This window comes from Lysinibacillus sp. NPDC094403 (assembly GCF_050278745.1).
GTDB lineage: Bacteria > Bacillota > Bacilli > Bacillales_A > Planococcaceae > Lysinibacillus.
The window spans coordinates 97,432-111,608 of the sequence record NZ_JBNNTL010000013.1; the positions used below are offsets into that span (position 1 = coordinate 97,432).

The following is a 14,177-nucleotide window of genomic DNA, read 5'->3' on the forward strand; positions in this document are numbered from 1 at the left end:
TCCGCGTACTCGAGCACTGAACGAACGGATACCTCTTCCCCTTTACACGATACACGAGTAGAAAAAAGAGCCGCTATTCGCGGCTCTTCTCCTCTTTCCTCACTGTGTGGTAATCTCTTGGTGCCCACCAGAAAGCAGCAACTAATCCAAGGATGACGACTATAAATGGCGCATAAAAAATAAAAAAACTTTCCATAGTTTTATCCCTCCTATGCATGATTGTCTTCTTTTCCTGTCACATAATTTTTGTTGAAGAGGAATAATTTCAACAACAAGAATAGTGATGGAACAAGTAGACACAGTCCTAAAATAAATGCTATGACGAGTGCAATTGCCATTTGTGTACTTGTAAAGCTATCGTAAATAGTTAAATACGGATACAGTAAATATGGATATTGAGCGATCCCATATGCGAAGAATGCTACTGCAAATTGGGCAATCAATAATCCAACTGCAAGACCGTAATTTTTTCGCATCCATATTAACACTACAGTAATAATAAACAGCACGGCTGATATGGCAAACATCCACCATAAATTAACCATATGATTGTAACTTTCAGGGTTGATGGATTTCATTTCGTACATAATACCGAGCGCACTCACCATTAATGGTATCGCCCAAACAAGTGCGTATTTTCGCATTAAATTTGATGCTTCCCTATCCTTTGCTTTATGCGCATACCAAGTTAAAAACACGGCTGAAATATAAAGTACAGCTGCAATACTCAACACGACAATACTCCAAGCAAATGGGCTCGTATACAATGTCCAATAGTTTAAGACAGGTTGCCCTCCAACAATATCAACATAGCCACCAGCAGCAATCGCGAATACAACAGAGAGTGAGGCTGGAATAAGTAAGCCTGCTATACCATACGTCAACGTGTAACCAATATGTCCACGTGTGCCATATGATTCAAACGCATAGTAGGAGCCTCGAATTGCAAGGAGCACTAGCGAAATACTAACTGGGACAAGTAAAATCGTTCCATAATAGAAAGCTGTTTGTGGGAAAAATCCAACAATCCCAACAAAGAAGAATACTAAAAAGACATTGGTTACTTCCCAAACAGGCGATAAATAACGCTTAATAATATTCGTTAAAATGTGATTTTTTCCGATGAGTAGGCTGTATGCATTAAAAAAGCCTGCACCGAAATCGATTGAAGCTACAATGACATAGCCAAATAGGAAAATCCATAATACTGAAATACCTAAAATCTCTAACGTCATAAGATGTCACCGCCTTTTTCAGCATGGCGATCTTCTATTTCACGCTCAATTGGATTCTTTTTGAACATACGAACTAAAACCACCATACTTCCTATTGCTAATACAGCATACACACCAGTGAACAGTAGCATCATTAAATCCACATGGTCACTCGTTGTGGCCCCTTCTGGTGTTCGCATTAATCCATATAAGATCCAAGGCTGTCGTCCCACTTCAGCAAGCCACCATCCTGCTTCAATTGCAATAATGGAAAGTGGTCCACCTGCAACAACAATCCATCTAAACCAACGTGTATGAATAAACCGCCAATCACGTGCTTTCCCGGTTACATAAAGCAGTGAAACAAATGCCATGAACATGCCAATAAACACCATGAGATCAAAGAGGTAATGAATATATAGTGGTGGTCGATCTTCTTTAGCAAATTGATCTAAACCAATTACCTCTGCATTTGGATTATTATGTGCTAAAACACTCAAAGCATAAGGTACTTTGATAGCATATTTTACTTCTTCCCCATCTAATACACCAAATAGTATAAGGGAAGCTTTATCTCCCGTTTCAAAATGCCACTCAGCTGCAGCTAGTTTTTCTGGCTGATATTCTGCTAAATATTTTCCTGAAAAGTCTCCAATAATCGCTGATGCAATGGAGAAAATCAGACCAATCTTCATAAGTAGTAATAAAGATTTTTTATGGTATACATGCTTAGAACCTCTAAGTAGACGATATCCTGCAATGGATGCTAACACAAATGCGGACGTCATATACGCTGTTACGAGAACGTGTGCTACCTTTGTCGGCATCGCTGGATTAAACATTGCTAAAAAAGGTTGAATATTCACTAGCTGACCGTCTACAATATCAAATCCTTGTGGCGCATTCATAAACGCATTAACAATTGATATAAACACAGCTGACATAGATGCACCGACAGCAACTGGAATTAACAGCAACATATGCTTTTTCTGACTATCGAAGCGATCCCAAGTATATAGGTAGATGCCCAGGAAGATGGCTTCAAAGAAAAATGCAAACGTTTCCATGAAAAGTGGTAATGCAATTGTTTGACCGGCAAGCTGCATAAAATTCGGCCAAAGTAAAGACAACTGTAAGCCAATTGCTGTCCCTGTTACAACTCCGACTGCAACAGTAATAACAAAGCCTCGTGCCCAACGTCTTGCCATTAAAATATAGTGCTCATCATTCTTTTTATACCCAGTCCATTGTGCAATCATAATCATTAACGGGACACCAACACCAATCGTTGCATAAATAATATGGAACGATAAAGTTAGCTCCGTTAATGCTCTACTCCAAAAGACTGCTGATTCATTCACCATTTCATTGCCCCCCTAACCTCCAAATACTCTTCCAAGTATGGAAAGTAGCATAATAATTGCAACACCAAAGCTTAGCCAAATGAGCTTTCTTTCCTGTGACTTATACAAAGGCACACTTCCTTTCCTTATCTCTTCCCCATTTTCCACTATTGCAACGAAAAAAACCTTTATAACGGACCGAAATTTCGGCCTATTATAAAGGTTTCAAATTTTGTTCAAGTAATATACGCACATTTGCCAAACATTTTTCTTATTTCATTCACAATACCAATTAAAGGATATAAATATCCGTATATGCGGTAATTCACCCATTAATACCTAATTGATTAAACATGCTTTCACATAAAATTAAACAGGGCTCCCTCCTAAATTGAAGAGAGCCCTGTTTTAATGTTCGTTACATACGGTCTTCCTCACGAATATCTGCTAGTGGAACAAAAATTTCAATATGGCGCTTTAAGTTTTCAAATGTTGCAGGCGCATCCCCACCATACTCACCATCTAAATTTAAATGTATTTCTTCTTCAGTAGATACTTTTACGACACTTGCCTTTTTATAAATTACACGATCATCATTTAAATGCTCGCCTCTTAATGCCATTGCGGCAAGCTGAATAAATTCAGGCAGGCTTACTTTTTTCAATACTATTAAAGTAAAGTAGCCATCGCTAATACTTGCGTCAGGTGCAAGCTTTTCAAAGCCACCCACTGAATTTGTTAAGCCACATAAAAACATCATGGCATCCCCATCAAAAACTTCACCATCATATTCGATACGCATGTGGGAAGCTTTAATTGATGGGATCATTTCTACTGCTTTTAAGTAATAAGCTAGCTGTCCAAGCATTGTTTTCATTTTACTTGGCACTTCATAAGTTAACTCTGTAATACGTCCGCCAGCGGCAATATTGATGAAATAGCGTTCCCCATTTAATAAACCAACATCAACCGGCAACGTTTCGCCTTTAATAATGATCTCAACGGCAGCTTCAATATTTCGAGGAATATGCACAGCACGGGCAAAGTCATTCGTTGTGCCCATTGGAATTAAACCTACTTTCGGGCGGTTCTCAAATGAACTCACACCTGAAACAACTTCATTTAATGTGCCATCTCCACCAACTGCAATGATTATGTCAAAGCCACGTTCAACTGCATTTTTAGCTGCAATGGTTGCATCGCCTTCACAGGTTGTTGCGTGACAAGATGTCTCATAGCCTGCTACCTCTAATTTTGCCAATACTTCTGGTAGATGCTTTTTAAACACTTCACGCCCAGATGTAGGATTATAAATGATTCTTGCTCGTTTCATAACATACCTTCTTTGCTTCATAAGATTCTATTTCTTTTAAACGAATTATACGTTTAAGTGTTGCATTGCTAATAGTCCACAAAAGCAAGGCATGTCCTCATTGTCTGACATGCAGCCTTGTGCTTTACAATTATCGCAATGCAGCTGTTACTTGCTTTTTAAAATCCTCATAAACAAATGTCCAATATGATTTATTCGTAATATTCTCTTCACGAATTTCTGCATATAGCGTTTTTTGGGCATCTTCAAATGTAGGATCTTCTTTATCAGGTAAAGTAGCTCGTTTACTCACTACTAGTTCTTGTAATTCTGGTGCACGTGGTCCCCATTTTCCAACAACCTGCCCAGCATCGTCTAATAAAATATAAACCGGAATTGCACGACCACCGTTTGTTAAATAGCGATCAATTAAATCTGTATCAGCATCACGTAGTACTGCGCACATTTCTAATCCTGCTGCCTCTGCAACTCGGCGAATAATTGGATTGTTTAACATTGCGTCCCCGCACCAATCCTCAGTAATTGTTAAAATTTTTGGTTGCTTGTCCTTTAGTAGTTCGATAAAACCATCGTTTAGTGGCACTTCGAAGCCATCATAAATACGGAAGCTTTCCTCTTTTAACGTCGTCATATTTTCCATGTATTGTTGAATCGAAATCGCATCATTGAAATATTGTTGTTCAGTTTTCATTGATAGGCCTCCTAAAGTTATATCATGTTCTATTCTATATTTTGCTATGAATACTCTTTTTAGACAACTATAATGTGCTAAGTTGGTATTTTTTAGTATTAATTTACATCAAATTTTGAAGAAAGGCACAATTTTGCTGTTCATGGCCTTTATCTTGTATAGATGCCCTAAAGATTCTTTAATATGTATTAATTTTAAAAGTAAAAAGCCAAGAAAACAAATTTGCTCTCTTGGCCTTCTGTTTAATTGCAATTAACGTTTTGCAATTTCTTGTTGTAATAATTTATTGACCATTGGTGGGTTCGCTTGACCTTTAGTTGCTTTCATAATTTGGCCAACTAAGAAGCCGATAGCACGATCCTTACCATTTTTGAAGTCTTCGATTGATTGTGCATTGTTGTCTAGAACTTCTGTAACGATAGCAAGTAATGCACCTTCATCAGAAATTTGAACTAAACCTTTTGCTTTAACGATTTCTGCTGCTGAACCGCCATTTTCTACTAATTCAGCAAATACTTTTTTACCGATTTTAGAAGAAATTGTACCGTCAGTGATTAATTTCACCATTTCAGCAAGGTTTTCTGGCGTTAGTGCAGTATCTTTAAGGTCTTTTTGTTCTGCATTTAGGTATGCAGAAACATCACCCATAAGCCAGTTTGCTGAAAGTTTTGCATCTGCCCCTTTAACTACCATAGCCTCGAAGAAGTCTGAGATTTCTTTTGAAATAACAAGAACTCCTGCATCATATGGTGTTAAGCCTAATTCATCAGCATAGCGTTTTTTACGAGCATCTGGAAGCTCGGGAATTTCTGATTTTACTCGCTCTAACCATTCATCAGAGATCGATAGTCGAACTAAGTCTGGCTCTGGGAAGTAGCGATAATCATCTGTTCCTTCTTTCACACGCATAAGAATTGTTTTACCTGTTTTTTCATCGAAGCGACGAGTCTCTTGATCAATTACCCCACCAGAAAGAAGGACATCAGCTTGGCGTAATTCCTCGTGTTCTATACCACGGCGAACATAGTTGAAAGAGTTTAGGTTTTTAAGCTCTGTCTTTGTACCAAATTCTTCTTGGCCGTATGGACGAATTGAAATGTTGGCGTCACAACGTAGTGAACCTTCTTCCATTTTACAGTCAGATACATCTGTATATTGGATAATTGATTTTAATTTTTCTAGGTAAGCATACGCTTCGTTTGCTGTACGAATATCTGGCTCAGAAACGATTTCTACAAGCGGTGTTCCTTGACGGTTAAAGTCAACTAAAGAGTGGTCACCAGAGTGAGAAAGCTTCCCTGCATCTTCTTCCATATGAAGACGCGTAATACCGATACGTTTTGTATAGCCGTCAACCTCGATATCAATCCAGCCATTTTTACCGATTGGCTTATCGAATTGAGAAATTTGATAAGCTTTCGGATTATCTGGATAGAAGTAGTTTTTACGGTCAAATTTTGTTTCTTGTTCGATTTCCATGTTTAGTGCAAGTGCTGCACGCATTGCGAAATCTACAACATTTTTATTAAGTACAGGAAGGACACCAGGATAGCCTAGGTCGATAACTGTAGTATTTGTATTTGGTTCAGCACCAAAGTGAGCTGGTGCTGGTGAGAAGATTTTTGAGTTTGTTTTTAACTCAACGTGTACTTCTAAACCAATGACTGTTTCAAAGTTCATGTTATTTTCCCTCCCAAATTTGAGGAACTTGTTTATGGAACTCCGTTGCTTGTTCGAAAGCATGAGCTACACGGTAAATTGTTGCTTCATCGAAATATTTACCGATAATTTGTAAGCCTAGTGGTAGACCATTTTCAATACCACATGGGATTGAGATGGCTGGCACACCAGCTAAGTTCATAGGAATCGTTAAAATATCATTCGCATACATCGTCATTGGATCATCGACGTTTTCACCAATTTTAAATGCTGGTGTAGGAGAAGTTGGTCCAATGATTACGTCAAAGTCTTCGAATACTTTGTCGTAGTCTGCTTTGATAAGTGTACGTGCTTGTTGAGCTTTTTTGTAGTAAGCATCATAAGTACCTGCACTTAGTGAGTAAGTACCAAGCATGATACGACGTTTTACTTCATCGCCAAAGCCTTGTGCACGTGTTTCTTTATAAAGGTCCATTAAGTTATTAACGTTTTCTGCGCGGAAACCATAACGGATACCGTCAAAACGAGAAAGGTTAGAGGACGCTTCAGAAGAAGAAAGAATATAGTACGCCGCAAGTGCATATTTCGAGTGAGGAAGTGATACTTCTTCTACTGTAGCACCTAAGCCTTTTAATACTTCTAATGCATCAAGCACTGATTGACGTGCTGCTTCGCCAACACCTTCACCAAGGAATTCTTTTGGCACAGCGATACGTAAGCCTTTTACGTCACCTGTAAGGGCTGCTGCGTAGTTTGGTACTTCTACGTCTGCAGAAGTTGAATCGTTTGCATCTAATCCTGCGATTGCTTCAAGTAAAAGGGCGTTATCTTCAACATTACGTGTAATTGGTCCGATTTGATCTAAAGAAGATGCAAATGCCACTAGACCAAAGCGAGATACACGTCCATATGTAGGCTTCATCCCTACAACACCGCAATAAGCTGCTGGTTGACGGATTGAACCACCCGTATCAGAACCAAGTGAGAATGATACTTCACCTGCTGCTACTGCTGCTGCAGACGCACCTGAAGATCCACCTGGTACGTGGTTTAAGTTCCATGGATTTTTTGTTGTTTTATAGTATGAGTTTTCATTCGAAGAACCCATTGCAAACTCGTCCATGTTTAATTTACCGATAGTGACCATACCGGCTTCACGTAGTTTTTTAACTACTGTTGCATCGTAAATTGGCATAAAGCCTTCTAGAATTTTAGAAGCACAAGTTGTTTCTAAGCCTTCTGTAACGATGTTGTCTTTTACACCGATAGGAAGACCAAAAAGTGGTCCACGCTCTTCAAATGGCACTTTGTCCATTTCAGCTGCTTGTGCAGTTGCTTTTTCTTCGTTTGAAGCAAGGAAAGCTTGTACATCGCCGTCAAGCTTCGCCACACGTTCGTATGCTTCTTTTGTTAAATCAGCAATTGTTAGGTTACCCGCTTTAATTTCAGCTTGTAGCTCCTTTGCTGAACGTTCAAATAACGTCATGAGGAATCCTCCTATGTTTTAGTATTACATGATAGCTGGTACTTTTACTTGACCATCTTCTTGTTCTTTTACGTTTAACATCATTACTTCACGGTCTAAGCCTTTTGTTGCCACATCTTCACGCATTACGTTTACTAGTGGTAAAACATGAGTTGTTGGTTCAACATTTGTTGTATCTAACTCGTTTAATTGCTCTGCGAAGTCTGTAATTTTACCAAGCTGTTCAGCAAATTTCTCTGCTTCCTCTTCCGTAATTGCAAGACGTGCTAAATTTGCAACGTGCTTAACTTCTTCTTTTGTTAATTTTGCCATTTTTCACACCTCCGAATACTCATTCAATTCATTGTTTTTATCGATAACAATAGGGTTGAATAAAGTTAACCATGCAAATAATCATAACATTTTTCATATTAAAAATCACAACTTTCACCAAAAATAAAGAAACTTTCACTACTATGACGAAGTGTTGTCTTTAGGGACTGTTTTTAGAATCCTTCATATAGACTTCGCTTTTCGCGAGCGAGGCATGGATCGCGTCGCTGTACTCTCTTTTATAAGTCGATTTAAGTGCTCTATCCGTTTTTGCTCTTCTATCCGTCGATTCTAGTAGTCTTTCCGTCGCTTTTGCTTTTCTATCCATCACTTCAAAGAAGTCTATCCGTCACTTCGATTAATTCTTCCAACAAATATAATTGAATCTCATTTTTCTCCCACAAAAAAAATAGTCAGCACGAGGCTGACTATAAATTAATAGATATGGACGTATGGTTCCTTTTCGTTGGCATTCTTTACGATTAATGCCTCTGGGCCGTTAATCGATGTAATACTTACTTCCACATTGATGTTATCAAATTGATTGATAAGAACACCTGTTAAATATTGTGTAAAGCCTATAATTTCAAGCTTGCCAAAGAATTGGATTGGAACTTCAATCGTTAGCTTTTGAATTTTTTTGTTTTGATAGAAGCCTGTTCCTATCACACTAGTATAGTTTGAAAAATATTTATCTACATCTTGTTTAAAATTCTTAAAGTTATTGCTATCATCTCGGTATACATCCTGTGATTCACTCGTTGGGAACAGTACATATTCTTCATCAAGTGCTTTCCAATCAGATACATCATTTTGTCCTGCTTTTGCTACGCCATAACTAAAATACGTTCCTGGAATAATGTCATTGCGAGCCTTTTGTTTAAATAAGCCTACTACAATCGGTATATCTTTCAATTCATCACGAGTTCTTAGGCGAGACACAATTTCAGCGGCCATCTTCTTTCCTTGCTCAACAAGTTTTGCCTCTGGAATTGGTTGCTCAAAGTAATCTCCATACTTTTCTTTTTGATAGTAATAAATAGAGTTTAAGGCAAGTCCTATCGATATACCGCCTAATTTTACTTTGTTATCACTAGTTTTTGTTAAATAATTTTGCTCAACAATATGTGATAAATAGATTGGAGCCTTTGTTGCACGTTCTTCTGCCGGCATTGAGTCCGTCGTTGGAGGATTTAAACCCTCTTTCTTTTGTGAACTACGTGCTAGCCAATTTGACACTGTATTTTCCGCTAAATATTGCCCTTCTTGGAAGAAGTAGTTTTCTGTGTCAAACTCATTTTGAGAAAGACGCATTAAACCTGTTTCTACTTCCTTCATATCATATTTCGTAAAGATATTTGAAACTACTAATCCTCTGCTAGCACTTTGTTTATAAGGTGTTAGCGTTCTATAGTATGAATCATCAATCTGTAGGTTTGGGATAATTGTTGTTTCCGCTTTTTCCTGTTGCGTATCCTGTGTAAGCTCTGTCTCCTTCTCTTTAGAAGGCACACAGCCGACTAGCATTGCAGCAGCGACAATTGCTGGAATGAGTCGAAATGACTTCATTATTTTAGGACTCCTTTACTGAAATTCAGATTCTGCTCGACGAATTACCTACCTGTGGGCGAAAGAGACGTTTATAAAATGCCTCTACTTTTCACCAAGTGGCTAGGACAATTCATCTTACTTTACTATAATATTTGGATCATCACCATAACGTGTGGTTGATTTCCGTTCCGACCGGGCGCTTTCCTGGTGGCGTCCAGTCGGAACGGAAATAAGCTTATATAAGGTATACATTTTAACAAATGTCATCCACAACTTTTGGTGATGAGCCTGATATTTTCCATTATTAGACGAGGTTAAATTGTTCGATCAGGCTGTCTTCATTCCAAACTTCAATGCCCAACTGCTCAGCTTTTGTTAGTTTAGAACCCGCATCCGCTCCTGCAATGACAAGATCAGTTTTTTTGCTGACACTGCCTGTAACAATACCACCTAACTCTTCTATTTTCGCCTTTGCTTCGTTACGTGTCAATTGCTCAAGTTTACCAGTTAATACGATTGTTTTACCTGCAAAAGGATTATCCCCTACAACAACCTCTACCTTTTTACCTTTATACGTCATATTGACACCTACTTCAGCAAGGCGATCAATGACTGCACGTGCATCCTCATTTGAAAAATACTCGACAAGTGATGAAGCCATTTTATCGCCAATTTCATGAATCGCCACTAGTTGCTCCTCTGTTGCTGCCATTACCGCTTCCATCGTTCCAAACTCCTCTGAAACGATTTTTGCTGCCTTTTCACCAACATGGCGTATACCTAACCCAATTAGTAGACGCTCCATCGAATTTTCCTTGGAAGCCTGAATAGCATTGACTAAATTCGTCGCTGATTTTTCTCCCATACGCTCAAGCTCGACAAGCTGTTCTATAGTTAAGTGATACAAATCAGAGATATCATGAATTAAATCTGCTCGTAATAATTGCTCAACGACTTTATCACCAAGACCGTCAATATTCATAGCATTACGCGATACGAAATATTTAATGCTCTCCGCAATTTGTGCAAAGCATGCTGGATTTACACAACGTAATGCCACTTCTCCTTCAATACGAATAAGTTCGCTATCACAAACAGGGCAATTTTCAGGCATTACATATGGAACTGAGTCTTCAGGGCGCTGCTCCAGTATTACACCTACAACTTGAGGAATAATGTCTCCGGCTTTTCGGATAATGACCGTATCTCCTAGTCGAATATCTTTATCTCGAATCAAATCCTCATTGTGTAATGATGCACGTTGAACTGTCGTACCTGCCACTTGAACAGGCGATAGAATAGCAGTTGGTGTAACAACCCCTGTGCGCCCAACCGTTAAATCAATATCAAGTAATGTTGTGACTACTTCCTCAGCAGGGAATTTATAGGCAATTGCCCAACGTGGACTCTTTGCTGTATAACCGAGCTCATCCTGTTGTGCATAGCGGTCCACCTTAATAACAATGCCATCAATTTCATAGGCTAAATTCGGACGGTTTTCAGTCCATTTTTCGATAAAGGCTAGTACATCTTCAATCGTTGAGCAGCGTTGACGCTCTTTGTTTGATGGGAAGCCTAGCCCCTCTAAATAATCGAGCATCTCTGCATGACCGTCAATACCATACGCCTCGCCATCTCCCCCGATTGCATAAATGAAAGTTGATAGCTGACGACTCGCTGCTATTTTAGGATCTAACTGGCGTAAAGAACCAGCAGCTGCATTTCTCGGATTCGCAAATAATTCTTCTCCATTTTCAGCACGAAGGGTATTCAATTTATCAAATGATTTTTTAGGCATATACGCCTCGCCACGTACTTCAATTGTAAGTGGTTCCTTCAAACGGAGAGGTATTGCTCGAATCGTTTTTAAATTCGCTGTAATATCTTCCCCTACAACACCGTCTCCTCGCGTTGCACCTTGTACAAAAACGCCATTCTCGTATTTTAATGAAATGGCAAGACCATCAATTTTCAGCTCGCAAACATAGGAAAAGTTATCACCGATTGCTTGACGCACTTTACGGTCAAATTCACGTAAGTCTTCTTCATTAAAAGCGTTTGAAAGACTTAGCATAGGGTAATCGTGAGTCACTTTTTTAAAGCCTTCCACCACTGCTCCGCCAACACGCTGTGTCGGTGAATCTGGGTGAATGAGTGACGGATTCTCTTCCTCTAATGCAATAAGTTCATGTAATAATTGGTCATAAACACTATCCGCTACGACAGGTTTATCCAACACGTAATAGGCATGACCGTATTCATGCAATAATTTATTTAACTCCTCAATGCGCTGTTCGATTTCGTTCATTTAAGTTCCCCCGCTTACACTTTTTCAATAGGTGCAAATTGTGCTAGTAATCGCTTAATACCGATAGGTTGTGGGAAGGCAATATCCAGCTCTGTACTATCACCCTCACCTTTTACACTAACAACCATACCTGTTCCCCATTTTTTATGGAACGCTTTGTCTCCAGCCTTCCAGCCGAATTGGTCTCCACCAGTTGTTTGTAAACGAGCTGTTGCAGGCTGTGTGTTCTGAATTGCTCCAAGTGTGCGTTTCTGATAGCCACCTGTTGAACGATTACTAGAGGCAAACGGAACCTCAGGCTTCGAACCACCTTTGGATATTGATTCTGTAATATCCTCTGAAATTTCACCTAAGAAACGTGACACATTGTTATAGCTAGAACGACCAAAAATCGTACGACTTTGTGCACTCGTTAAATATAAACGTTCCTCGGCACGTGTTATACCTACATATGCTAAACGACGTTCTTCTTCCATTTCATCCATATCATCAAGTGAACGAGAATGCGGGAAGATATTTTCCTCCATGCCAATGATAAAGACGATAGGGAATTCTAAGCCCTTAGCGGCATGCATCGTCATTAAAATAATGTTGCCCTTCGATGCATCCTCTTTATCAAGTGCATCAATATCTGCAATTAGAGCTAAATCTGTTAAAAAGGCAACTAAGCTCTTATCATCACTACGCTCTTCAAAAGCCTTTGTTACTGATAAAAACTCTTCAATATTTTCTAAGCGGCTTTCTGCTTCAATCGTCTTTTCGTTTTGTAGCATTGCACGATAACCAGATTTGTCAATGACCTGCTCTACAATTTCTGTCACAGATAAATACTCTTGCATCTCTGTAAAGCCTTTAATCATCGCATAAAATTGCTCAGCTGAATTAGCAGCTTTCCCTGAAAGACCCATGAATACAAGATCGTTCATTGCATCAAAAATAGAACGCTCTTGTTCAATCGCATAGCGCGCCATTTTTTCAAAAGAGGTTGCACCTATACTACGCTTTGGCTCATTAATAATACGTGCGAGTGATAAATCATCATCATTATTGGCTATGAGGCGCAAGTAGGCAAGTAAATCCTTAATCTCTTTACGATCATAGAACTTAGTACCACCAACTATTTGATAAGCCATATTGGACTTAACAAGCACTTCCTCCATCACACGGGACTGAGCATTTGTACGATATAGTATCGCAAAGTCATCAAATGAACGATTTTCTTTTTGAATAAGCTGTTGGATTGTTTGTACAACGAATTGCGCTTCCTCTTGCTCGTTATACGCTTTGTACAATACGATTTTTTCACCTTCTGCATTTTCTGTACGCAGTTCTTTTGGATAACGTGTCGTATTATTTTGAATGACGTCATTTGCCGCTTGTAGGATGCGTTTTGTTGAACGATAATTTTGCTCAAGCATAATGGCCTTAGCATTAGGATAATCCTTTTCGAAAGAAAGAATATTACCAATGTCCGCACCACGCCAACGATAAATCGATTGGTCTGAATCACCTACAACACAAATATTTTTAAATTTCTTGGCAAGCAGCTGAACAAGTAAATATTGAGATTTATTCGTATCTTGATATTCATCAACATGAATATATTGGAATTTGTTTTGATAGTATTCAAGCACTTCTGGTACACGGTTGAATAATGTAATAGTTGTCATGATTAAATCATCAAAATCTAGTGATTGATTGCGACGTAGTCTTTTTTCATAACCTTTATAAACACGGGCAATCGTTTTTTCGTAAGGATTATTTTCATTGATTTGACCTGCATAATCGTCCGCAGTTTTACATTCGTTTTTTGCTGAACTAATCGCATTTAAAATCGCACGTGGTTCAAAACGTTTAGCGTCAATATTTTCATCCTTCATAACATTTTTAATAACTGATAGCTGATCAGTAGAGTCTAAAATTGAAAAGTTACGTGACATCCCAAGCTGATCAATATTGCGTCGTAAAATTCGCACACACATTGAGTGGAATGTCGATACCCACATACTGTCACCAGTTCCGTTGCCTAGAATGCCATCTATACGCTCTCGCATTTCACGTGCAGCTTTATTTGTAAATGTGATTGCTAAAATCTTTGATGGATATACTTCTTTTTCAATTACTAGGTATGCAATACGATGTGTTAATACACGTGTTTTCCCTGATCCAGCACCCGCCATAATTAGAAGCGGTCCCTCTGTTGTTTTGACTGCATTTTCCTGCTCAGGGTTCATACCTGCTAATAAGTTTTTCGTTAACTGCTCCATTCCGCACCGCCTT

11 protein-coding genes are annotated in these 14,177 nt (G+C 38.8%); all 11 read right to left on the minus strand.

What is annotated here, in order from left to right; genetic code table 11:
• Window positions 1-73 precede the first annotated feature (73 nt).
• Window positions 74-196: a cytochrome bd oxidase small subunit CydS gene (gene cydS, locus ACQKMV_RS17625; protein WP_427426530.1), complete on the minus strand. Its 123-nt coding sequence runs from the start codon at window positions 194-196 to the stop codon at window positions 74-76.
• A gap of 13 nt (window positions 197-209) precedes the next feature.
• Complete coding sequence (locus ACQKMV_RS17630; protein ID WP_427505493.1) at window positions 210-1,235, minus strand: cytochrome d ubiquinol oxidase subunit II; 1,026 nt, start codon at window positions 1,233-1,235, stop codon at window positions 210-212.
• The gene (locus ACQKMV_RS17635) at window positions 1,232-2,578 is read right to left on the minus strand and encodes a cytochrome ubiquinol oxidase subunit I (protein WP_427505494.1); all 1,347 of its coding nucleotides are present in this window, start codon (window positions 2,576-2,578) and stop codon (window positions 1,232-1,234) included. Before ACQKMV_RS17635 ends, ACQKMV_RS17630 begins: the two co-directional genes overlap by 4 nt.
• Before the next feature lie 397 nt (window positions 2,579-2,975).
• Window positions 2,976-3,890 carry a diacylglycerol kinase gene (locus ACQKMV_RS17640; RefSeq protein ID WP_427505495.1) on the minus strand — a complete coding sequence of 305 codons (915 nt, stop codon included), beginning with the start codon at window positions 3,888-3,890 and terminating at the stop codon, window positions 2,976-2,978.
• 130 nt (window positions 3,891-4,020) lie between these two features.
• On the minus strand, window positions 4,021-4,581 hold the full coding sequence (locus tag ACQKMV_RS17645) for a thioredoxin family protein (protein WP_427505497.1): 561 nt from the start codon (window positions 4,579-4,581) through the stop codon (window positions 4,021-4,023).
• A gap of 252 nt (window positions 4,582-4,833) precedes the next feature.
• The gene (gatB, locus tag ACQKMV_RS17650) at window positions 4,834-6,261 is read right to left on the minus strand and encodes an Asp-tRNA(Asn)/Glu-tRNA(Gln) amidotransferase subunit GatB (protein ID WP_427505498.1); all 1,428 of its coding nucleotides are present in this window, start codon (window positions 6,259-6,261) and stop codon (window positions 4,834-4,836) included.
• 1 nt (window position 6,262) lies between these two features.
• Window positions 6,263-7,726 (minus strand): Asp-tRNA(Asn)/Glu-tRNA(Gln) amidotransferase subunit GatA, encoded by a 1,464-nt coding sequence (gene gatA, locus ACQKMV_RS17655; protein WP_427505500.1) that lies wholly within the window; start codon window positions 7,724-7,726, stop codon window positions 6,263-6,265.
• Between the two features lie 24 nt (window positions 7,727-7,750).
• On the minus strand, window positions 7,751-8,038 hold the full coding sequence (gene gatC / locus ACQKMV_RS17660; protein ID WP_010857153.1) for an Asp-tRNA(Asn)/Glu-tRNA(Gln) amidotransferase subunit GatC: 288 nt from the start codon (window positions 8,036-8,038) through the stop codon (window positions 7,751-7,753).
• Between the two features lie 435 nt (window positions 8,039-8,473).
• Window positions 8,474-9,607: a CamS family sex pheromone protein gene (locus ACQKMV_RS17665; protein ID WP_427505502.1), complete on the minus strand. Its 1,134-nt coding sequence runs from the start codon at window positions 9,605-9,607 to the stop codon at window positions 8,474-8,476.
• Window positions 9,608-9,893: 286 nt separating this feature from the next.
• The gene (ligA, locus tag ACQKMV_RS17670) at window positions 9,894-11,897 is read right to left on the minus strand and encodes an NAD-dependent DNA ligase LigA (protein WP_427505504.1); all 2,004 of its coding nucleotides are present in this window, start codon (window positions 11,895-11,897) and stop codon (window positions 9,894-9,896) included.
• A 14-nt stretch (window positions 11,898-11,911) separates the two neighbouring features.
• A complete protein-coding gene (gene pcrA, locus ACQKMV_RS17675) occupies window positions 11,912-14,164 on the minus strand; it encodes a DNA helicase PcrA (RefSeq protein ID WP_427505505.1) in 2,253 nt (750 codons plus the stop codon).
• Between the last annotated feature and the right edge of the window lie 13 nt (window positions 14,165-14,177).